The sequence below is a fragment of the Saccharicrinis aurantiacus genome, assembly GCF_947489045.1.
Lineage (GTDB): Bacteria > Bacteroidota > Bacteroidia > Bacteroidales > Marinilabiliaceae > Saccharicrinis > Saccharicrinis aurantiacus.
Genome location: NZ_CANLCN010000001.1, coordinates 436,481 through 462,340, shown reverse-complemented (window position 1 = coordinate 462,340; position 25,860 = coordinate 436,481). Strand labels below are relative to the sequence as shown.

12 protein-coding genes are annotated in these 25,860 nt (G+C 36.2%); all 12 read right to left on the bottom strand.

What is annotated here, in order from left to right; all coding sequences use genetic code 11:
* Positions 1-8 precede the first annotated feature (8 nt).
* Entirely contained in the window at positions 9-3,914 is a 3,906-nt protein-coding gene (locus tag QMO11_RS01760) for an endo-acting ulvan lysase-like protein (protein WP_282035746.1), read from the bottom strand.
* Between the two features lie 79 nt (positions 3,915-3,993).
* On the bottom strand, positions 3,994-5,412 hold the full coding sequence (locus QMO11_RS01755) for a sulfatase (protein WP_282035745.1): 1,419 nt from the start codon (positions 5,410-5,412) through the stop codon (positions 3,994-3,996).
* Between the two features lie 434 nt (positions 5,413-5,846).
* On the bottom strand, positions 5,847-7,613 hold the full coding sequence (locus tag QMO11_RS01750) for a sulfatase family protein (protein WP_282035744.1): 1,767 nt from the start codon (positions 7,611-7,613) through the stop codon (positions 5,847-5,849).
* 74 nt (positions 7,614-7,687) lie between these two features.
* The gene (locus QMO11_RS01745; protein ID WP_282035743.1) at positions 7,688-8,569 is read right to left on the bottom strand and encodes a hypothetical protein; all 882 of its coding nucleotides are present in this window, start codon (positions 8,567-8,569) and stop codon (positions 7,688-7,690) included.
* Between the two features lie 143 nt (positions 8,570-8,712).
* Positions 8,713-11,691 carry a glycoside hydrolase family 2 protein gene (locus QMO11_RS01740; RefSeq protein WP_282035742.1) on the bottom strand — a complete coding sequence of 993 codons (2,979 nt, stop codon included), beginning with the start codon at positions 11,689-11,691 and terminating at the stop codon, positions 8,713-8,715.
* A 32-nt stretch (positions 11,692-11,723) separates the two neighbouring features.
* A complete protein-coding gene (locus tag QMO11_RS01735; protein WP_282035741.1) occupies positions 11,724-14,450 on the bottom strand; it encodes an alpha-L-rhamnosidase in 2,727 nt (908 codons plus the stop codon).
* A gap of 98 nt (positions 14,451-14,548) precedes the next feature.
* Positions 14,549-16,720 carry a beta-xylosidase gene (locus tag QMO11_RS01730; RefSeq protein ID WP_282035740.1) on the bottom strand — a complete coding sequence of 724 codons (2,172 nt, stop codon included), beginning with the start codon at positions 16,718-16,720 and terminating at the stop codon, positions 14,549-14,551.
* A gap of 167 nt (positions 16,721-16,887) precedes the next feature.
* Positions 16,888-18,273, bottom strand: a complete 1,386-nt coding sequence (locus QMO11_RS01725; RefSeq protein WP_282035739.1) for a cellulase family glycosylhydrolase — start codon at positions 18,271-18,273, stop codon at positions 16,888-16,890.
* A gap of 106 nt (positions 18,274-18,379) precedes the next feature.
* Entirely contained in the window at positions 18,380-19,315 is a 936-nt protein-coding gene (locus tag QMO11_RS01720) for a hypothetical protein (RefSeq protein ID WP_282035738.1), read from the bottom strand.
* 119 nt (positions 19,316-19,434) lie between these two features.
* Positions 19,435-21,150 (bottom strand): RagB/SusD family nutrient uptake outer membrane protein, encoded by a 1,716-nt coding sequence (locus QMO11_RS01715; protein WP_282035737.1) that lies wholly within the window; start codon positions 21,148-21,150, stop codon positions 19,435-19,437.
* 19 nt (positions 21,151-21,169) lie between these two features.
* Complete coding sequence (locus QMO11_RS01710; protein ID WP_282035736.1) at positions 21,170-23,968, bottom strand: SusC/RagA family TonB-linked outer membrane protein; 2,799 nt, start codon at positions 23,966-23,968, stop codon at positions 21,170-21,172.
* Positions 23,969-24,007: 39 nt separating this feature from the next.
* Positions 24,008-25,855 (bottom strand): RagB/SusD family nutrient uptake outer membrane protein, encoded by a 1,848-nt coding sequence (locus QMO11_RS01705; RefSeq protein ID WP_282035735.1) that lies wholly within the window; start codon positions 25,853-25,855, stop codon positions 24,008-24,010.
* Positions 25,856-25,860 lie beyond the last annotated feature (5 nt).

The following is a 25,860-nucleotide window of genomic DNA, read 5'->3' as shown; positions in this document are numbered from 1 at the left end:
GATACGTCTTACTTATTTATTAATACTTTTTGCACATCTTTCCCTCTAGAGGTAATGATTTCGACCAAAATAACTCCCATACTTCTGCTATTTAGATTAACCGTAGTTTCATTAAAGAAATTACCCGCATCTATAATTTGACCTGAGGCTGTATAAATTTTATATTGAGCTTCTTCGGGCTGAATCAATTTAATGGTAAAGCTGCCTGAAGTTGGGTTTGGACTAATACTTAAAATATTAGCGACATGTTTTTTTACTGCCGTAATATTTTTATAGTTGGCGGTAATTGGTTCATCGGATGTTATAATCAGTGTAAGTGGATTTTCTGTTCCAACATAAGCCCCAGACCAAGATTCAAATGCATAATCTTCAGCTGCCACTGCTGTTAATATCACTTCAGTATTTATCTCGTATTCATCTTGCTCAGGTGAAATAGTTACGGTACCATTTTCAGAAATAATCGAAAGAGTAAAGGTTTTAATTTTCCAAACAGCAAATACTTCTATATCTTCAGTTACCGCCGATGAAGCATCGAACAACTGTCCATCTGCCGTTTGCCATTCAACAAATTCTTGGCTCGCATCTATTGGATTAGCAGGCAGTGTAAAATTTCCATCTACATCTGTTTGCACATTTACTAAATTGGTTCCATCGTTAAATGTGATGGTATAACCAGCGCCTTTGAATGATAAATCGAAATAGTCTAAATCGAATCCATAATTTAATAAACTAAATCGTAAGACGTGTGTACCCGCTTCTAATAGCACATCGCCAATACTTTCTTCTAACCAGCCTGAACCTGTATTGGTAAGAACTATATTGCTAAGAAATGTGATGTTTTCATCGGGCAATGAAACTGATATTTGATTAAATTCTGGCGACCTTCTGGTTTGATGATACACTTTTAAATCATAGTACCCAGTTTGAGAAACATCAATTGTATATTCGAGCCACTCCCCTGTTTTTATATCGCGCACTACTGTACCAGCTGAATTTAGATCAACCATCTCATCAATTCTAAAACCTGATGCAGATGAGTTCATATTTACTTTATCCCAATAGGCAATATCAATCCCTCCATGATCATAATGTTCAAATTCCACTTTACCAGGAATTGTATGTGGTTCCTGATTATCGGTAAAAGCCCATTGGCTTGGCGTTAAAATGGTAAGAGTGCGCTCTTCGATTTGTCCTTGAGCATCTTTAGCCTGCAATTTTAAAAGATAAGTAAGCTCGTTCATATTGGTCAGCTCAGGTACTGATGACCAAAAAAAAGGGGACTCAGTTTTGACACCCACATTTATATCGTTCACAAATAAAGTAACTTCAGTGAAATCAGTCCCTACAATGGCTTCAACTGCTAAATCAGACCCTTTTGTAATCTCTTGGTTATTGGCCAAATCCTTAAATCCCAACACACGACTTAAATCGGCTGAAACTTCAATTTTTTTTTGACCTTTTTTATCACTGTCTGCATCTAAAGAATACTCACCATAAACCAAGCTAGTCCCTTCTCCAATGTAAAGTGTTACATAAGCCTTGTCTAAAACCTGCTCGGCACGCACAATGGCAAACCTACCCGTAAATGAGATTCCTTCCTCAGCTAGGTTGAGTACTTCAGTATCATCCTCTTGGCAAATAATATAATCTGTAATTACCTTATCGCCAATTTGACTATTAACTTTTGCACCAACAATTTTATCACCGTTGTATAAATGCTCAACGGATTTAACACTTGTATTAATTGATTTTGATGGCTCAAAAATATGTACATATGGTTTATCCCATGCTTCTCCTTGTTGCCTGATGGCGATAATCTGAGTTTCTTTATCTTCGTAACCTCCCTTTGCTTCTCGGGTGCCAGGCCCCACAGCTTTAGTGTATTCGCGAGCTACCCCTGCAGCAGTAAACATATTCATATAAGTATTGGTAGTAGTTAGATCGAAACGAACTTTTGTAGCCTCACTTATAGATGCAGTTACTTCAGTATCTTCAAAGAATCGCCACCCTGGTGATTGGTGCGTATCGCCAATATCATTCTGATATCGATTTGTAGTACTTGTACTTAACTCATTATTACTAATATCAAAAATGTGCATTTCATCACCTAAATTATGATAGACATAATCATGAAAATTATTCTCCCCCAAAGATTTAGAGCGAAACATATCAAAATAATATGCCGTTGTTTCACTTGTTCTAATGGTACTTAATGTACGTTGCTGCTGATCGTTATTTATTTGATCATCTAAAAATTGCGTAGCAAAACTAAAATTCTCATTAATTGGATCCTCTAGATGTTTTGGTTCTGCAGCTACATTAACGGTAGTGTTCATGTATAAATCAGAATTTGAATTCCACGCACCACTTTGTATACCATGCGATGTGCCATTCACAATCATAGTATTATTACCTGCATGTCGCCAAAAATACCCTGTATGTATTGGATCGCTCCTTTCTGCTAAAGTATGTGGCAAGCCACCATTAGCTGCCATTATATAACCTGCACCATACAATTCCATAGTTATACCGGTACAATGCGAGTGTACATAATGTGCACCGCCTATTATACCACAAAGACCATAATCCTCGTTGTTGTTCTCAACATAATTACGCTGTAAGGCAACACCTGCATGTTCAATTATAACCGTTGGTTTTTGAAAATCTATTTGTGAATCCGATAATTCTGGAATATCTACACCCCAAAATAATTGATCAAATGCTCTGTAGTTTCCAAATGTGGTAATAGGTACAATTGGATCGTATCCACCCTTAGCATCGTAACCTTGGCGTAATGCCACTTTAGCTTTTTGAGCATATGCCTCAAAGCCTCTCCTCATGGCTAAATTAAGGGTATATCTATATATTTCAGGTGTTTTATCAATATCTCTATGCGAGTCACCATAACGAACAAAACGCCTGTTAGGTAATCTTAAATTATCGAATAAGAAATTTCCGTCAAGAATATGCATATTCCCATTCATCACATTCATACTCGGCTTAAGCCTATCCACAAGGTTAAGTATCAACGTTACATTTTGCATAAAACTATAACTAGTAGACTCGGGCCAAACGCCTTGTGCTCCAAACATTGGTAGTATGGTTTGTGTAAATGAGTTTTGTTCTTTTGTTCCTGTATTCCAAAATACATTAAACATGCGCTCGCGTTCCGTATCATCATCAACACATAGAATGCTAAACAATACGCCTGGTGCCCTTAAAATAGGGTGGTTACTCACCATTTTACCATATTTAGTATCATTACCTCCATGTTCGTGAAGGGCATTCATGGCAATATTATAAACTGCTTTTTGTGCTTTTACATGATCGTAATTAATGGTTGAACCTGTAGATTTTTGGTAGACTCTGGTTCCTGTTGTTTTCATGAAATTAACCACAAAATCGTAGGCAATGGCAAACTGAGCATAACCTGCTCTTGGATCATAAAAGTCACTGCCACTCATAGCGGTATTGTGCGGAGAACGATTCGCTAATTCTTCTATGTAATACCATAAAATATCGGCTGCAAATTGTGCGTATTTTTCTTCTCCACTTACATAGTATACCATACCGGCATATGAAGCATAGTTAAGAACTTTGGAATGTTTAGTATTGTTAGCGCTAGCAGCTGCTTCAGATAAGTTATCATCTGATGCCAATTCCGGAATGGTATTTAAAATTGCATCGGGATTTGACACATGCGTATTTACAATATCGTCGATTGCAGCTTTGGCCTTTGTTATAACAGCATTTGCCCATGGGTAAGTCTCCATTTTCTGTAGAATGGCATCTTTATCTGCCTCAGTACCCCAAATAACAGGATGCTGCATAGATTGAGCTGACAAAACCGTTGTAGACACTAGTAGTACTAGCACTAATATTCTACTAAATAAAGGTGTAAATCTCTTTTTCATTATATAGATTTGAAGGTTTTCAATGTGTTTTTTGGGCGTTTTGGTGCATACTCATTTGGGTACTCGCCATGGATTTGAATTAATTTTTATTGGGGTAAAAAGATCTTCCGTCGGAAGGAAATTGCTTTTCTAAAAGTAGTTTCATTCTCTTCTCTTGTTTAGAAAACTCGGGATTACCTGCATAATTTTGCGTTGCAATTACACTATTTTTATGATGGTATAATTCTTTCCCAATCAACTCTTGTGTATCGCTCATGCGCCATTCTGTATAGCGCCATTCACCATCGGTACACGTTACACCCATATATTTTTCGCCTCTTGGATAAAGACTATAAGCGGCCTTACTCCATTTCTTATTGGGATTTTTTAATAGAGGTAACAAACTATTACCATCTAATTGATGGGTACTTAATCCACATGCCTCAGCAAGTGTTGGAAATATATCCACATACTCAACAAGGGCCTTTGTTTGTGCATTGCGTAATGTTTTAGTATTACTAGTAGGCAGGGTAATAATGAGTGGTGCATTAACATCAATCTCAAAGTTAGTATGTTTACACCAAGCCCCATATTCTCCTAATTTCCAACCATGGTCGCTCATTACAATTACAATTGTATTTTCTCTTAAATTGAGTTCTTCAAGCGTTTGCATCACTTTACCAATCTGAGCATCAGTGTAGCTGATACAAGCATGGTAACCATGTGCCAACTCCTTTGATAAATCATCTGTTAACAAACCTTCTTTAGGAATTCCATTATAAGCACGCAACTCGTTCCATTTTGTTAAGGCCAATGAATTCATATTTTTAGGGGTTTCTTTGCTGGGCACAATAAATTGGTCTCTATCATATAAATCCCAATATTTTTTAGGTGCATTAAATGGTAAATGAGGCTTTGTAAAGCCAACGAACATCGCAAAACTCTCGTCTTTTACTTTACGAAGCGTCTCAATGGCTGCATTGGCTGCCCTACCATCTTTATATGCTTCATCATTTACATCAGTACATTCAAAAGCTGGCCCTTTAGAGCCTTTTTTATTATTCATAGCTATGTTTTCTGGTTTAGCATATGAATTCGGCTCCTTCTGTATATGTATTGAGAAACTTTCTTTATCATCGTGCCCATGATGATATACTTTACCTACACTAACTGTGGTATAACCATTGTCCTTTAAAAACTGCGGCATGGTAACTATTTCCTTATTCACCTTTCGCAAAGGCGTGAACAAATCGTAAATACCAACTGATTCTGGTCGCATCCCTGTTAGTATACTAATACGCGATGGTGCGCAAATAGCCTCTTGACAATAGGCATTTTTAAATAACATACCCTGCTTTGCAAGAGCATCAATATTTGGGCTTTTAACAATATCATCTCCGTAACACCCCAAATCAGACCTGAGGTCATCGACCATGAAAACTAAAATATTGGGTTTATCAGCAGCTGATGATACACCTATTACATAAAAAAGTGCTACTATGATTAATGATAATTTCATCATAATTTATTTACTCTATTAATCGATTCTATTAAATACTTATTGATTATAGAATAAAAATATGGCAATAACATTTTTTAACTTAGCACTAAAGTCTCATTACTAAAAGTGTTGTTGCGAAAGGAAACATATGTGACACTCTTGCAACATATGTGACATTATTACACATAACATACTCTAAAATAGAACTTATATGATATTAAGAGGCTGTCTCAAAACTCATTTTTTTCGGACCACTAACTTTCAATTTATAAGTTGACTCAATTAAAGACACCTTCATTATTATCAATTCAAGGAGAAGTATTGAGTGATGGATTGTTTTGGTATTTTTAAGTTAACGTTAGCTTACGAATTATAACTAAAGAGAAGAGGCTGTCTCATTCTGAGACAGCCTCTTAAATACTTTGTATATACACATTACCCTATGGATACAATCACTTATAATTAATAATTTGAGTAACAGTATTCGCCTTAAATCCGATGCGGTGTGCTTGAACTTGCAAAGTAATACCTTGAGGCACATTAAATGGATTGGTATATATTTCCCATGGTCCTTGGGCTTTTTTTCCTTTCTTTACTATTCTATATCCAATAGAAGCTCCCTCTGTTGCACATGTTATAGTCACCAATTGATTTTCGATTTGTACTTTTGGTTTTTGAGTTACGGGTTGAGTATCGGAACCACCCCATAAATCATTAATCAATTCACGCTCTGGTAAATTAGGGCGATCACCAACATTCCTTATCCATCTATCCATTTCTACACGTAACTCCACTAGCTTATCTTTGTACTGTGGCAAACTTGCAATATTATTTAACTCGTAAGGATCGGATTCGCAATCGAAAAGCTCCTCTGTTGGCTTACTCTCCCTAAACCATTGTGCTTGTATACTATTGAGCTGTCCTAAATCGCGTAATCTAAGTAACTCCTGCATAGAAGGAATTTGTTCTCTGTACGAAATTGGCAAATAATACCCCTGCTCTGGACGATAATTGCGGATATATTTAAAACGAGAGTCTCTAACAGCCCGGATAGCATCCGTTATTTCATCGAATCTATCAGCTGCTCCATAAATATATTTGCGTTTCTCTGGTTCTGTATATTTGCCCAAGAAAGCTTGACCCTGTAGGTATTCAGGAGGTTCAATTCCTGTTAAAGATAAAAGTGTAGGTGCAAAATCAACAAAACTTAATAACTGCTTATCAATTTTGCCGGCCTCTTGCTGTTTAGGGAAACGAATAATTAAAGGCGTATTTAAACCCGAATCGTATATCAAACGCTTTTCGCGAGGTAATGGACCGCCATGATCTCCATAAAAGAAAATGATCGTATTATCTAATAGCCCATCCTCTTCTAATTGTTTTAACACCACGCCAATTTGGCAATCCATCTCAGCAATGTTGTTGTATAATTTCCACATATCACGTCGGGTAATTTCATCATCAACTAAATATGGAGGAATAGTAAACTTGGTATCTTTGGAAAGATGTTTACTTGTATTTTCTTCGCTTAAACGCTTTGGTCCCCATTTGTATGATCGATCACCTGAATGATAATGACGCGTTTCTATTTTTCGAAATCCGTAAGGTTCAAATAGGCCCGATTCATGCGTTTCTGTAAAATTAAAAACGGCAAAAAAGGGTTGCCCTTCCTTTTTGTTTCGCCAATGCGCATATGGGCTACTTTCGTCCCATGCTGTAACTGGAGCTTTAAATTGATAATCGGTTTTATAATTATTAGAGCAATAATAGCCCTGACGCCTTAGTAACTCACTAAGCATCTTCACTTCGGTATTAGGAACTCCTTCGTAAGCTGGCAAGCCCGTTATATGCATATCTGAGTTGGTTCGCATATTGTTTGTGCCAATGCTAGTTGGGTACATTCCTGTGGCAATTGCCGAGCGACTAGGTGCGCAAACGCCCGAAACCGAATACATATTAGGATACCTAATTCCTTCGGCAGCTAATTTGCTTAGGTTTGGTGTTTCTATGGTTGAATCGCCAAAAGATGGAATATAAGCACCCATATCTTCTGTAACCAACCACAAAATATTTGGTTTTTCATCGAGCTTTAAGTGCGAATAATCTGGTTCTTCTGATACCTTAAGTTTTGAATTATTATTTGTGCACGAAGACAGAATAAATAAAACTACTATAATTGCCAAGCTGCTATAGTGAAGTTGAATTCTTGTGTTTTTCATTTTATTGATGATAAAAGAATTAGACTAATAAATTGACTGTTATACCAAAAGGTTATTTGGCAACCTATTGAAGGTTATTTCTTCTTTGGATTACTCTGTAGATAATTCAGTAAGGTTACTTTTAGCTGTTCAACAGTTCCTTGCTCAACACCATTATTCACATTTGCTCCAGTAATCCAATACCAAACCATGCCAGCATCAGAACAGTCCCATCTTCCTTTCTGAAATTTAACAACATCATCTATCTCGGCCATTTTACCCATTAGCCATACAAATTGCATCCGATCGTCGGGATGATTTTTGGCCCAATCCCATTCCGACTCATTTACCTTTAATTTTACGTTTTGATCGGGAATACGCACTTCTTCAACCCCAAAATCAAGAATCTGCTGCCATGTATAAAAATCCCCAGCATCGTCGTTAGCCGGATGGTGTGTAATCACTTTTACAAACTTGCGTTTTTCTTTTATGGAAAGTGCTAAGGCAAAGCCAATGATATCTGGTTCTCCTGCCTCAATAATCCAAAGTGGATCTTCGGCTGTTGAAGCATCAATTTCTTTACACAATTCCTGTATTGTTTCGTCGCTTTGCCATTTTGCATCCCAAAAGGTAATATGCTCAAATCCTCCCCAACGGCGGGCAGTTCCATCGCAAGTAGTTTGCATCATGGCATGTCTTTCGCACTCTGCTTTACGAGAGATTCTATGAGGCACCACTAAATCACAGCAATGAGAATAATGTACCAATCTATCGGATAAACCTGTAGCCTGCAATAATGCTAAAGATATGGCGGTTCCTCCTAAATCATCAGGATCAGGAGAATTTCCATCGGCAACAATGGCAATACGCCCTTTGGGTGGTGAGATCGTAAATTCCTCAGAAACCTTTTGCGCCTTAGTAATGGTAAATAATTGACCTATAAAAGCGATGCTAAATATTATTAATTTCGTTTTCATGTGTTTGTTTTTTATCTGTGCTCACAAATACAACTCTCTAATACTTTAATATTATTATTAAGTTGATTATTGCATTTTACTTTTACCTACAAATGGCAAATTCAGTATATCGAATTCACCATCTGCTTTTATTATATTTACGTTTATTTCTTTTTGGCTATTACCACATACATTCTAGCATCTTCAGGAGCATCGCCATCGCAGTTTCCTGCCATAACCACACTTTCTCCGGCTTTTACTTCGCGTTTATAGAGGGACATTTTTACTTTTCCAATCTTAAAATCATCACCCGTATCTTGATATTCTTCTTTGATAAAATCGGGCAAATTAACACGATCATCATGTCCAATATATAGCGTTAAATCCTTACCTGCAATAAACTGCAATAAATCACGTGCCCAATAACGACTATCAGAATTTGGAATACGAACATACTCTGCTCCATGCAAATAACTAGGAATTACCGTGTAATTAATCATTAAATCGGTATACGGTTTTTTGCCCCAAAATACATTGGTACGCAACATAGCTTCAGAATCGCCGGTATAACTAAACTTTTTAAACAATTCACTTTTGTTAGTTACGCCAGGAACATACGGCGGAATATAAGGAATATGTGCAGGCAATGGTTCATCTTTTGGAATTACCTTACTCACTTGTGGTAAGTCTGTAGATAAACCGTTTTTGAAATCTACTTGCTTAGATTTTAGTGTTATTGATGCCGATTTAATTCCATCGCGCTTTGCGGTAACCGTTACTTTACCATCAGCAAGTAGGGAGCGAACTGCAACTCGATTGATACCACATTCAGTATCGAGGTATAAATTATTGGTTGAGTTCTCTTTTCCGCTATTGTATCCGCCACGCCAAATGGCAGGGCCTGATATTTCAAAGTCAACTCTTCCCTTGTCCAAAGGACAGCGCATACCATTTTCATCCACAAGCTCTACATCTATAAGTGCAATATCAGAACCATCAGCTAACCAACCTTTGGGTCCTGTTATTGGCGTTAGTTTTATGGCTACAGGGTTACCTGTCGTTTTTTTAATTTGAGAAGTTTTGAGTTTTCCATCAATAAATGCTTCTGCCCTTATTTCACCAGCTTTCCATTTTACGGCATCAAACTTATATACATAACCATTGTTTGGTTCGGTATCTTCGCCTATCAACTCATCGTTTACATATAACTTAACAGATGCACAATTTGAGATAACATAAATTGGTTTTTCTGTTGTTTCGGTATAATTCCAATGTCCAACAATATGCACTTGCGGCTCTGGGCGCCACATTGCTTTTAAAGCATAAAAAGCTTCTTTTGGTAATCGAACACCATCAACCTCACCACTGGCTCTTGTTACTTCAGTGGGGCATCGGCCTCCATGAGGGCCATCGGTAAATACCCAGTTAGCACCACCTGAATGGTAAGGCTTTTTACCCATTTTTTTCCACCAATGCTCAGCTTGTCTTACTGCAAATTGTTCCGAACCAAATTTATATGTATTTCGTTTAATGTTTTTATGATTGAAATAATTATCATCCGGAGTATATTTATCCCAGGCCCTACGTGGCGCTTCATCTCTACAATATTCACTTTCGATAATTGGTAAATTAGGATATTCACCTTCCCAACCCTCTGTACCAATTTCTATACTGATGTATTTTTCTGAGCATGCTGCATTATCTGCACGCCTATTTCCCATTAATCGCTTTCCATTAGGATCGTATGTATCAATTACATCTAAAATTTGCTCGTAGTGTGCTGCTGATTCAGCCCAGTTACCGCCTTCCCAAATAAAAATTGAAGGATGGTTTCTATAATAGACAATCATATCTCGGAATGCCGCAATGCGAATATCCCAAGTTTCACCTTCATCTTCCGACTCTCCTGCAACGCCAGGCATTAAGGTTACAAAACCATATTTATCGCCCATGGCAATTTCGGCAGGAGAACCCGCACAATGTCCCCAACGAATAAAATTACCACCCGCTTCGTCCATCAGTTGATAGGTAAAATCTCTTAACCAATCTGGTAAAGCCGCGCCTAAGCCAGCCCAACTATTGGTAGGTTTTTGTCCCCAACCATGCAGTTTTGCGTGTTCGCCATTAATATGAAAACCCGAATCTTTATTGAATTCGAAATTACGTATCCCTAAAGGCGATTCGTAGCTATCAATAACCTTATCCCCCTCTTTAACAATAGAAAGAACCGAATACATATAGGGGTTACGGGTATACCATAATTTCGGATTTTGAATCTTTAAGGTGTTTTCAAATATTAGCTTACTATCCGCATTTAGTATTCCATTCGTTGCGGTCTTCTTAACTAAGTTACCATCGTTATCTAAAATATGCGCTTCGATGGTGATGTTCTTATAGCTATCATATTCGTTTTGAACTTCTGTTTTAACGCTTACTGTAGCACTTTCTTCGCTAATTTGATCAGCATATACATACGTACCCACCGTTTTTAAATTATCGTATATGGGAAGTGTAATATGTAATGGATCCATGGTGTATAAAAACACATTGCGATAGATACCTCCATGTGTTGGATGCCAATGCTCGTGATTCCAAACTAGTGGAAAATTGTCTCTAAAATGATCCCCTCTATCGTTATTTACTTTAACGGCAATTACATTGTCCTCGCCAAAGTTAATATACGGTGATAAATCGTATCCAAAGGGAATAAAACCGGTTTGATTTTTACCGATAAATGTACCGTTAATATATACATCTGCAATTTGACGAACAGATTCAAACTCAATAAACACTTTTTTGCTACTTTCTGATTTTGGTAGGGTAAAATGTTTTCGGTACCAAACCGTTCCTCGCCATTGATTGGCTTCTCCATCATGATGCCCCAGACTTAAATCGTCGAAAGTATCAATATCATTAAATGTATGCGGACAACTCACTACAGACCACTTATCATCCGCATAGTTTTGCGCTTCTGCTCCTGCCGGATTCTCTTTTATAAACCGCCAATCTAAATTAAAATTATACTTGGTTCGATTACTTTTGAGGTCATCTGCATCATATTTCTTTGCATTACATTCTATCACGATGCTAAAACATAAGGAAAGTGCTATGAGCAATAATATATTGGTTTTTTTATACCACATAAGAGTTGATTTTATATAATTACACTTTGGGATTAATACACTATTTTATATTCACCTGATCCTAAGTTAAAGGATACATCGTTCCCAATATTTGTGCTTTCGTTCACTATTTTATTTAAAGGTTTTTTATTAACCACGATGTTTTTCCCAAGTGCTTTAGGCAAGGTTATACTAGCTGTTGCATTGGGAGGAATACATATATTATAAGTCATTTCTCCATCTTGAAGCGACCATTCAGACTTAACCTCTCCGTACATTGAATTAATTTTGGCACTTGCATTTGTTAATCCTCCACCTGGGTGCGGACTAAATAATATGTGCTTATATCCAGGGTTTTCTTCGTCGATTGCTACGCCAGCTACATAATTATATAACCACTCACCAATGGCTCCGTATGCGTAATGGTTAAAACTATTCATACCATCAATTATGGTTCCATCTGGTTTTTGAGTATCCCAACGCTCCCATATGGTTGTAGCCCCCATAGTAACTGGGTATAACCACGATGGATATTCTTTACGGTTTAATAGCATAAAGGCTAAATCGTCTCTATTTACAGCCGATAAGCTGCTACATAATAGTGGCGTGCCTAAAAATCCTGTAGTTAAGTGCTTAAACTTTTTAACATCGTTTGCAAAATAATTACTGGCTTGTTCCTTTAGATCTTCCGGTATCAAATCGAACGATATAGCAAGTGCATAAGCTGTTTGTGTATGTGAAACTAAGCGCCCATTAGGTGTAATATACTCTTTAGCAAAAGCAGCCTTTATTTTGGTAACCATATCTGCAAACTCTGCCGCATCATTATCTTTACCTAATATCTTAGCAACCTTTGCCATAATAGAAGTAGAATATGAATAATAAGCTGTGGCTATTAGATCTTGCTCTGTGTACGCACCTGGATAAGCCGGTTTATCAGTATTATATGATAACCAATCGCCCCAATGAAAATGTCTTTCATTCCAAAGGTAGTCATCACCCGATTTATTTTTCATGTATCCAATCCAAGCTTTCATACTTTTGTATTGCTCCTCCAAAATTCGTTTATCGCCGTAAGCACGATAAACTGTCCAAGGCACAATTACTGCTGCATCGGCCCACCCTGTTGCGCCTCCTAATTTGTTATTCCACATATCAGGAATAATATTGGGCACCTGCCCATTGGGTTGTTGATCCAAGGCAAGATCTTTCAACCATTTTGTATAGAAGGCTGCCACATCAAAATTAAAGGCTGCAGTCATACTAAAAACCTGAGCATCTCCAGTCCACCCTACACGTTCATCGCGCTGCGGACAATCGGTTGGTATGTCCAAGAAATTGCAGCGTTGTCCCCATTGAATATTGCTTTGTAGCTGATTTATTAATGAATCGGAACAAGCAAATGTACCTGTAGGTTTCATATCAGAATGAATGACAATTCCTGTAATATCATCTGTTGTTGCAGTGCCAGGATAACCTTCTAATTTCACATATCTAAAGCCATGAAACGTAAAGAAAGGCTCATAAACTTCTTCTTGATTGCCCTTTAAAACGTACACATCGGTTGACTTAGCTGAACGAAGATTTTCAGTAAAAAAGTTACCTTCCTTATCTAAAACCTCTGCAAACTGCAAAGTTACCTTATCTCCTTTTTTTCCTTTTACCTTTAAACGAGTATAGCCAACTATATTCTGGCCTAAATCCATTACTAACTCACCTTTAGGTGTAGTAATTATTTCTATTGGTTTGATTTCTTTAGTAACCTTTACTGGTATGCTATTAGAGGCTACAAGTATTTCTTTAGAATGGTTAATTTGTTCTACATTGTTCCATTTTTCACTGTTGAAGTTGTAGTTTGCCCATCCTTCTTGTTCGAGATTGGCATCGTAAAACTCACCATTATAAATATCCGATTCTTTAATGGCTCCATAGGATGCTTTCCAATTATCATTGCTTGTAACAAGCTTACTTGTACCATCGGTATATTTGATATGTAATTGTGCTATTAATGCCAATTTATCGCCATAATGACTATGATCGCCATCCCAACCAATATAACCACGATACCAACCATCACCAAGCATGGCTCCGATGGCATTATTTGAACTTAGCATATCCGTTACATCATAGGTTTGATATTGTATGCGTTTGTGAAAAGAAGTAAATCCGGGTGTAAAAAGCTGATCGCCTACTTTTTTACCATTGATAAACATTTGATATAAACCCAAAGAGCTTACATATAAACGAGCAGACTTAATTTCTTTATCTAATGTAAAATCGTTACGGTAATATTGAGATGGTAAAGATGTTTTGGATGGTTTTTCATCTTTCAATGAAATCCATTGGGCTTTCCAATCCGAAGTATTTAATAAGCCTAATTCGAAATAAGCCGGCTCACTCCATGCGCTAAGCTTATTTTTATTATCCCAAATACGAACCTGCCAATAAACGCGATCGCCCGATTTTAATGTTGCACCTTGATAGGGTACATTGATTGATTGGTTTGAGTTAATCTTGCCCGTAGACCATAATTGGGCTGATTGTGTACCCAAATTTTGAATAGTTTTGGCAGCTCTAATTTCGTAAGCAGTTTGACTTACATTTGAGCTAGTTGATTGGATCTTCCAACTAAATCGAGGTGATGTAACATCAATACCTATAGGATTATTTAGGTACTCGCAAGTTAAACTCCCCACCTTGTTTTTAGCATTTAGTTGAATGCTAAAAGACATTGTAATACCTAGTAAAATGGAAATAATTATAGACCGAATATATTTCATAATAGTGCTATACAATTAATTGATTATTTGGAAGTAATATATATTGAAAAACCAATATTAGTAATGGAAAAACCATACTAATATTGGTATATTATTTACTATTTATTAACCGTTAATATTACTGTTTTCAAATCCGATTCTTGCGATGATGAACCTACTGAAACCGTAAAAGTTCCTGGTTCAACCACCTTATTTAAATCTTTGTCTAATAAGGATAGGTTTTCAAAGTTGAGTTCAAATTCAACTGTTTTTGTTTCGCCAGCCTTAAGGCTAATACGCTCAAATCCTTTTAACATCTTATTGTATCTGCCCACCGAGGCATAATCATCGCGAATGTACATTTGAACAACTTCATCTCCATCTCGTGAGCCTGTATTGGTCACCTTTACAGAAACAGTTGCTTTGCCATCTGCTTTAATTGAGCTTGCACTCAAGCTTGGCTGACTATATTCGAATGTTGTATAGCTAAGTCCGTAACCAAATGGAAATAATGGAGACTTGTCTGAATATCTATATTTACCCTTACCTGAGCCAATAAAATCAGGACGCTCTAGATATGTGACAGGAACTTGTCCGACCGAACGAGGAAAAGACATGGTTAATTTACCTCCTGGATTAACATCTCCAAAGATAACATTCGCAACAGCATCACCTGCTCGCATACCACCATACCAAGTCTCAAGCACAGACGGAATATTTTCTGCAATATAGTTTATACTTAAGGGACGACCATTAATCAGAACAACAATAACTGGTTTCCCTGTTTTATGAATGGCTTCTACTAATTCCTTTTGAACACCATACAAATCTAGATCAGAACGATCACCGCCTTCGCCACACGTTTTATGTGAGCTACCTACAACTAATACAACTGCATCTGATTTTTTTGCTGCAGAAACGGCTCCTGCAAATCCATCTTTTGAAAAACTATCAATATCGCAGCCTTTAGCGTAGTTTATTTGTACTTTGTTTCCTACTTTTTTCTTTAAACCATCCAAAACCGAAACATAATATGGAGGTAAGCCTGAGTATCCTCCTAACAACTTATAGGTTCCTTTTTTTGGCTTTTTTTCGTGAGCATTAGGCCCAATAACAGCTAAAGATTTAATTTTTGATAAATCAAGAGGTAGTAGATCATTATCATTTTTAAGCATGATAATAGATTTCTCGGCTATCTCTAGTGCGAACTCACGATGCTCTTCACGACCAGCATTTGCAGTTTTCTCATCAATTTCTATTGGTTCCGCATCGAATAAACCCAATTTATATTTTGCCGTTAAGATACGTGATGTAGCTTCGTCTATATACTTCATCAATGAATGGTCCTGCTTTACAGTATCCAACAATACATTTTCGTGATAGGTAGATAATTCAACATTTTTGCCAATTACCAAGTCCATATCTACACCTGCTTTCAATCCTGCGATAGCTGCTTTAGTTCTGGTTTCAGAGATAAAATGCATGGTTTCTAATCTGCCCACATCATTATTATCTGAAACAATAAAACCATCGAAACCAAGCTCATCTCGTAAAATATCTTTCAATAACCAAGTATTCATATGACATGGAATGCCATTAAAATCCTGATGCCCCGGCATAACAGAACCAACCTCTGCTTCCTTTACAGCGGCCTCAAACGATGGAAGATAAACTTCACGTAGACGACGCTCCGACATATCACTAAATCCACCATTAATACCACGGCGATTCTCAGGATATCCCACAAAGTGCTTTGCTGTTGCAATCACATGATTTTCATCGAACTGCTCCTCTCCTGTCCCTTGCAAACCTTGAATAAATGCAACTCCCATTCGTGAAACCAAATAAGGGTCTTCTCCATATGATTCTTCCACACGACCATAGCGGGCATCTCCTGCATAAACATCTAAGTTAGGTGAGTAACAATGTGTAACACCTAAAGCACGAGCTTCTAGCGCTGTTTGTGAAGCCATTTTTTTGATTAATTCTGGTTCCCAAGTAGATGCACAAGCAACAGCCTGAGGGTAAACAGTTGTGTTACCATAGTAGTCAAGCACTAGCCATAAACCGTGCAATGCCTCTCCGTATTTCATAACAGGAATACCTAATCGTTCGTTAGCAGGGGCATCTTGTGTCATTTCTGCTATTTTCTCTTCGAGTGTCATCTGTGCCAAAAGAACTTCTACTTTATTGGCAATTTCTGCATCTCTACTATTTGTATCTGTTGCTTTTTGTGACTGACACCCCATTAATAGTAGGGTGAAAAGTGCTATGATTATAGGTTGTTTCATGTGTTTATTTTTTTTATTGTACAGAAATTGCAAACCAAAATTGCAATATTGTTTTTTTAAGTGTATAGTGTTTCCTAGTAAATAAAATGAAATGTATACCAGGTGTACAATAATAATTACTGAGTATTAAAAATAGATTCGATCAATAAACTCAGTCTATACTGATCTTAATTTTTATGATAAGTTATAATACCTGGAACTATGCGAAAATGAATTTCCTCCATATTATCTGGCCATTTTAAAATTTGTAATTGCTGTTTTTGACTGTTCCAAATAAAATCACTAGGATTAAAGTTAGAATCTGGCTTAGAAACTTCCAATCCTATTTCCTTTAACGGATTATGATATAAAACCATTTTATCATTAATAATAATTGAAAATCCGTCGGGGTAATGTCTGTTGGCTCCAACAAAAATGCATGAGTTACCTTTAGCATTATCTGGTGTAAGAAATACATCTAAACTTCTTGTTGGGAAATTATACTTAAAACTTTTAATACTACCTGCTATTGCTTGAGGATAGGGACGTGCAATAATATCTGTAATATATTTTCGCTCTATGGTGCCAACTGCATGTTCGTCTTGAAAAATAGCCCAAGTTGATGGTCCACCTGCCATAAAATGTTGTTTATGCGGATTACCCGAAAACCAAGCTTTAATTGAATTTACACCAAGGCTATCGAATAATTCGGCGGTACGCATGTAAAAATCCATATAGTTTAACTGCCCTAACCTTCCATTCATTGTAGAATCTGTAGTATCAAATGTAGGGAAACCCCACTCGCCAATATACACAGGTGCCTTTAATAGTTTTGATTCTTTTTCGAATCGTAACATGGTTGGTTTAACTAGATGTTTGTCTTTTTGATAAATATGAGGTGCAAATAGAATTTTATTTCTATTAATTGGTTTACTAAACTCAGCATATTGATTGCCATTGATGGCTTCCCCTTTATTCATAAAAATGGACTGTACCATACAATATTTTTCGGGGTTGATGGCTTGACATTCATCTATCAAACGCTGATATAATGGAATCAGATATTTGTTGGTTAGTTTATCGTAAGAAATATCCATTGATAATTTACGAGGTTCGTTCACTATATCGTATCCAATTACCGACTGTTCATCTTTATATCTATTCCAAATTACTTTCCATGCATCAATATAAGCTTCGTTAAGCTTGTTTTTATTTTGCCAAAACTCTTCCCATGAAAAGCCTTTAACTCCATAAACAGTCATTTTAAATACTGTATTTATGCCAACGTTTTTGCCTAAACTAACTAAGGTATCTAACTTAAGTAAATAGTTTTTATCTAGTGCTCCATTTTTAATATTTCCCAACTTACCTAATTCCAAACGCACTACCTGGCTATTGGCTCCTAAACGAACCATTCTCATATAATCATCTGAAGAAAAATAAGTATTGTTAGTTACCACCACAAAACCACGATTGATAACCGTTCTACCCTGGGCATCATGCAATCCATGCGTGCCTTTTGCAGCTAGTGTTACTGTAGTGATAATAAATATAGTTAAAAGAAAACTTCGCATTGTATGATATTTAGAAAAGTGGAAACGTTATGGTATAACCTTACAATAGAAATAATTGTTGCCCTACCCTTTTTAAGCGGTAAGGCAACACAAAATTTAGATATCACTAGTTCAAATAGTGCAAGTATTCACGTGTTTCGTTAACTCCATCTCTCAGTCTGTTTCTAAATATTAGCTCATTAGAAACGTGATATATAGTATCGTTAACTACTCCATTTACAGGTAGCATTTGGTATTTGAAATTCAACTCAAAATCCCTTGTTTTCGGATCGTAAGTATTTGTTCCTTCTAACTCTACAACAGGCTGACCATCTATTGACTCTATACTAATAGCATCGCCATTAACCGTTAAATCAAAAGCCAAACCACTTGTAAATGCCGAAGTTGCAGAGGTTGCAGTTACTGAGAAAGGTGCACTTGTTACAAAACTCCATGCATTTTTATCTTCCTCACTTGAATACATTTCAGTAACTGTTGCATCACTTACAATACTTCCGTTTAGTTCCTTTTCAATAACAGACTTATATAGATACATTCCTTCGATACCAGCCATATATCTAACAGAAACATTAACAGAATCGGCACGAATAGAATCCAAAGAAGAACTTACTAATTTAACCGGTAAGGTATATTCACCTGTTAAGGCCATTGGATCTGCTAAAAAAGATGTTGAATCCATTGATACTGAAAAATACCCGAGAAACTTTCCTTTTGGTATAACAGTCATAATAGAACCACTTAAATCTTCAGAATTATAATAAGTTTTAGGCATTAAAACTCTCATGTCATCAGCGCCATCAAAATTTACATTTTCTTGATAGATCATGTACTCTAACTCGCGATCTTCTCTATTTTCAATTACACCAGCCATTGCAGCTCCAATTTTAAAATTTAACCCCTCTCCTACAACAAGAGTACGAGTGTAATCAACATCTGAAGCAAAATAAGCAATGGTTTCATCGAGCTTAGGATCTAAATAACTATCATCGTAACAAGATGTTAAACCTATGACGCAAACTAAAATTAATAATATATTTTTCATGTGTTTAAATTTTTATTAATGTTCGCATGGAACGTCCAAGTATCTTATATTATCTAATTGATCAATTTCGATAATATAGATTACTTGTTCGTTTCATGGTATACATTATTTATTAAAAATTACCATCCCTTATTATTAAGAAGATTTTCTGTTTTTACCATTTCTTTAAATGGCAGTGGCATGTATGGAGATGCAAATGAACGACCTTCTGCAGGTTCATCTGAATAGATACCATAGGCAGGTGTATTTATATAAGATACATCCTCAGCTCCAGCACTCCATCTTCTTTGGTCCCAAAACCTAAAATCTTCAAAACAAAGTTCTATTCGTCTTTCATTTTTCAATAGTTCAACAAAATCATCTTTACCTGAAATAGTAGGTAAGTAAACATCTGCTGTTCCTAAAGAACGCTTTCTTACTTTAGCTAGGATAGCACGAGCTGTATATCCATATGTTGCATCATCAGGGCTGCCTGTTGCATTTACTGCTGCTTCAGCAAAATTTAAATATAATTCAGGACGAGTTAATAGGAAAACTGCTCTTGTTGTTTTCTTTTGTTTACCTGGTTCAAGACTCACGCTTGGATCTAATAACTTCTTCAAATAATAACCAGAGCGTGTTGCATTAGGCTCTGAGCCCAAAGCATCTTGCCCCCCCTCTTTAGTATCTAAAGTAATACCTGCAAAACTTTGACCATCGCTCGCAATAAACTTATTCAAACGTTGATCGCGATTTGCCATCTGGTTATCTGGATCATAAGTATATGTTGGCGATTGGTTGATAGGGTATCCATCTTTCATAGGAAATGCCTCAACTAAATTTTGCGAAGGGTTAAACCTTCCGTTACCACCATATGCTCTTGGAGGGAAGTTCTCTTTCTCTAAGGTAAAATCTGTTGCTACAATAGGCCCTCTGAAAAATAAATCCTTGTTATTGTATTTGGCATCATTTAAATTGTTTTTATTAAAATATGCACTAAATGCCAATAAATCATCATCTCCAATTGCGTCAATCGCTTCTTTTGCAGCTGCAGCAGCACTTTTCCATAATTCCGTATTATTATCCTTATTAAACGCAGGACTAGCATTTAAAAGTAAAGTACGCGCTTTAAGTGCAAGTGCAGATATTCCATTTGCTCTACCAGCATCGTTAGTTAAACCTTCACCTACGGTACCATTACTCTTTGTATATGCAAGAGGCAAGTACTTAAATGCGGTGTCGCAGTCTGCTGCAATTTGATTTACACATTCTTGATAGGTGTTACGCTTTAAGTCCAATTCATCAGAATACGTTAGATACTTTGTTGAAATAGGAAAACCATAAACCTTATCGTCTTCGGCAAGACCACCATACTTTTTTAATAAATCGAACTGATACCAAGCTCGTAAAAAATAGGCTTCTCCTAAACTAAGATAAAATATCTCCATGTTCACCACTGAATCAAGATCAAATCGAACGGGTGTAGGTATTAATTTGGTAGTATCAATAACCATATGCTCTATAAACCAATTTACTGAATTGATTTGCATATAGCTGCTTTCCCAAGTATCTCCTAATGGATTATTTGTGAATGAAATACCACCACGTGCTGCCTTTGATGACTTGTAATACTCTCTGTTTGCAATAGCATTATCTGTTGCTGCCTCGTAATCAAATGTTACGCGATCTTCGATACCATCATAAGCTTGATATAAAAACCCCAAAAAATAATTTGGCGATTGTATCGCTGTTTCAGTTGGCATCGATTGATCCGGTACAGTATCTAAAAAATCGGAACAGGAACTCAATATCAATATAGATACCAAAGCTGAAAGTGAAAATTTATATAATTTCATAATATTCGTTTTTAAAGTATTAGAATGAAATTGATAACCCTGCGGCGTATGTACTAAACAATGGATAATCAACAACCCCTGCTGTTAACGATTCAGGATCTAAATCATTGATCTCAGAAACTGTAAATAAATTAGTTCCGTAAACATAGAATTTAACTTCTCCAAGATGGATAGTCTCAGACAAATGACTTGGTAGTGTATAAGATAAGGTTACATTCTTGAGTTTTAAGAAAGATCCATCAGCTATCCAATACGAAGACGTTTGGGTATCATTAACTGGAGTACCTGTTGTTAACATTGGATGCGCATTTCCGTTTGGTAAGCCATTAACAACTGCAGTAGAATACTTACGTGTATCGTAGGCATGATAATAATTTGTATTATTAATCAATCTATCATACTGTCCATAACCTAAAAAGGATGCGTATAACTCAATACCTTTCCAACCAAGATTAATATTGGCTCCATACATTAAACGCGGTGTAGAGTTACCAATTACCTCTTGGTCATACTTATCAATTACACCATCTTCGTTTACATCTTGATACATAATATTACCGACACGTATATCACTCGGATCCATATAAGAAGGAACTGCTCCGTTACCTGCTAACATATTATCAATATCAGATTGGGAGTAATAGCCTATCGCATTATATCCTCTAATATCATCAACAGCATCTCCTACTGTGGTGTAATTAGGATCGGGCAATTCATTTATCTTAATTTTCTCGCTCTTAGACATAGTCATATGTGTACCAATAGAGTAGGTCCAATCACCAGTTTTACCAAAGTAGCTTAGCTCAAGTTCTGTTCCTCTTAAGGCTCTTTCGCCATAGTTTACACTTGGCAAATAAGAATTACCTCCAATTATACCTGGCATAACATTATTCAACTTGTTAATTGTACCTGTAGTTAGATAATCAAAGTAAGTGGCTTTAAATCCAAAGTGTTTAAACAAACGTCCTTCAACATTTATATCGATTTCTCTTGTTGTGGGCCAATCGATATTTTCGTTAGCAATACGAGAAAATTTAGCTGGGTTTAACAATACAGATGAGTTTAATTTATAAGCATTGTTATCAACTGAATTAATGGTCCAGCTGTCTTGCCACAATCTATTACCAATAGTACCATCAGCTGTTATACCCCAAGCACCATTAAGCTTAAGAAAGTTAAGCACAAAACTATTTTCTAAAAAGCTTTCCTTAGAAATAACCCATCCTGCTCCTAAAGCCGGTAATAATTTATACCTATTTTCTTTTGCATAACTTGTAGAGCCCACATAAGCTAAAGCACCTTCAGCATTATATTTACCTTTATAAGAATAATGTGCACGTCCGCTGATGCTAGTTTTATTGTAATCATCTAAAGTACGTGCTATTGCTAATGATGACATATGATACAATAAATCTGCATTTACCTTATGATCACCAAATGTTCTATTCCAATTACCTTGAATGTTTAAAGCCCAACGTTTTGAATAGTTATCATCTCCCAATGTTTGAGATGTTGCTAAATTTTCAAGCTGCAACTCATTTAAAGTTAAGGGATTTCCATCTTCATCAAACTCTGCAATTTCGTATATACCTACTGTATTTACTTTATTTAAGTTCTGTTGGTGTGCAATGTCAAATGCAAATGTTGGTTTAATGCTTAAACCTTTTACAACATTTCTTAAATCAAATTCGAAACCAATTGTTGATTGCATTTGTACGTAGGTTTCTTTAATATATCCACTTTGAGCTTGTGCTCCGTAAGGATTATCCTTAAAACTTGCAGTACCCGCAACTGTATCTTGTGCAGCAAATATTGGATAATCATTTGGTCTACGATCTGAAAGTGTAGCCATTTCAAATTTACCCGATCTGCTTCTTTCACCTAGGTAACCAGAAAAATCGGCTAGTACTTTAATGTAATCGTTGAAATTTGCATCCAAATTACCTCTCAGGTTAATTAAATCCATTCCCAAAGGATATTCACCATATTTTTCAAGGCCTCCTTCGTTTTGATAACCAGCCTGAAAATAAACTTGGGTTTTTTCATTACCTCCATAATACTCTGTATTAACACGGGTAATATTCATTGAATTGTTTAAGAATTCATCGTAGTAGTCAACGTCAGGATACTGATAAGGACGCGATTGGTCTTTGTAGTAAGCAATCTGCTCGTCAGTATAACCTGCTCCATCAGGCATTATACCACCATTGTCGTTTTCAATAGCTTTATTATATTGGGTTGCATAATCTGCAGCATTTAAATATTCGGGTATTGCAGTTGGCATTTTAATACCTCGCTGTATTGTAGCACGAAACTCGTTTTTATTCTTAAAACCACGTTTTGTGGTTACTAAAACAATACCATTAGTCATACTACCTCCGTATAAAGCCTTAGAAACAGGATCTTTTAAAACTTTTATTTCTGCAATTTGCTCTATTGGGATATTAATTAATGGCCGTTCGAAACCATCAATCATTACAATATAACTTCCTGAATTACCACGAATATATGTTGTGAAGTTGTTTTCACCAACATTACCATTATTTTGTAAAATAAAAAGACCTGGTAACTTACCTGCTAATGATTCTTCTACACTAATTGCAGGATAGTTAACTAATTCATCACCGGATACACTATTAACATTACCTACTAGTTCATCGTATTTTCGTTCTCCAAACAATACACTAATAGGATCTGATACATCAACCTGTATACTATCAGTATTTTCTGCCATTTGCTGTGCTATAGAAGAACTATAACTCATTACCATAATGGCAACAAACAATACTATTTTATTTTTATATTTATGAAACATCATTTCTGCTTTGTTTTACATTTAACAAAAGATTCCATTTAATTACCATCCTGGATTCTGCTTAAAATTAGGACCTAAGAAGATATTCGAATTTGGAACAGGAAATAAATAGTGTTGCTCTTGCCAATTTAATTGACGTAGCTCATCTAATTTCACAACTGTATATTCAAAATCATCCTCTCCTACTTTTTTAATATGCATGGCATGCTGCTCTTGTATTTTAGGATCAGTCATTAATCGCCATCTACGTAGGTTGTAAAATCTCTTGGCTTCAAAAGCAGTTTCTACTCTACTCTCGTTTCTAATTTTCTTTTCAAAATCATCAATAGAACCTATAGTTAATGATGGTGTTGAACCATCAAATGCTGGCATATTAGCTCTTGCTCTTAACTCATTTAACACCTCTACTGCTGATTTCGAAAACCCTGAAATTCCTACAGGTGCACCTGTTGGTCCCCAAGCACGGTTAGCTGCTTCTGCATAATATAAATAAACATCAGCCAAACGGATATAATTAAACATTTGATCTGAACGTGCATTATTTTTATAATTAGCATCTGCTTTAAGTTTCCAATTATAGTAACCTGTAATGGTATATCCATTTGAAGGTGTTCCTTGCTCAGTTAAAAGTAGTTCTCCTGCTACATCATTAGATTGATATGACTCATTCCATATTTCAACGTTTCGTCTTTGACGAAGTGTCATTGGGTTTTCTTGTCCATTATATACAATACTTAAATCGAATCTAGGATCACGGCCTGTATGGTTTACTCCATCACCAAAGTAAGGATGTTTTTTATACTCATCTGTTGTTGGGTCAATTTCATCACCATTACTCCATGTAAAACATTGAACTAAATCTTCTGTTACTGATTCTGCCTTACTTCCTGATCCAAATGGTTGCGATTTAATACCAGAATAGGTCCAATGTGGTTGACCTTTTTTCCACTGCTTATTTTTATGCAAGATACCGTACAATACCTCTTGAAAAGTTTCTTCACCACAACCATGATATAAAGAACGCCATTTATCTAATGGTACTAATCTATAATAACCACTACCTTGAGCGTATGCAATAGCCTCACCAGCTGCAACTGCAGCATCTTCCCATAGTTTTTTATCATTTGATGGATTTGCAAAAGGACTTGCTGCAAATATTAATGCTTTTGCCTTGTAGGCCAATGCTGCCATTTTTGATGGACGCCCCCAATCAGAAGAAGCAACAATGTCAGGACAATATTGAGCTGCCATATCAAAAGTTTCGGCAATCTTAATCATTGAAGTAGCATAATCCTCACGCGGTAAATCCATATCCTCGCTAGGATCAAGCGGTTCATCAAGCCATGGCATTCCTCCCCAATTTTGAACAATTTGGAAATAGAAGTGCGCTTTCATAAAATAAGCTAAGCCTAGAATACGAGCCCTACCTTGCTCAGTTCCATCTACCATTCTATCAATATTATTAATTGACATTAAAGCAACCCTTATAGCTCTCCATTTAACATTAAAACGTCGGAAATTATTTGGCTGCCACCTAAAGTCTTGGTCTTTTTCTGTAACCAAGAACTCCCCTCTTCTAATTTTCCACATTTTTTCACCTGCAGAGAATTGTCCAGACATACAATCATCCGAAATTCTATCTCTAGAACCATTTAATTGCAAGGGCAAGCCATTTTGTTTCATCTTAGACCAGGCCAAATCAGTCCACGGATCAACATCCCAATGATCTTTAATAAGTAATTGATCAATAAACTGCTGACTTTTTTCATAGCTACTAAACACCTCTTCTTCACTAAAAGCAGTTGCATCAGGTGTTTTATCTAGATAATCTTCACACCCAGTACAAACTACAAATAGAAGTACCAAGTAAAATATTATATTATTCTTCATATTAT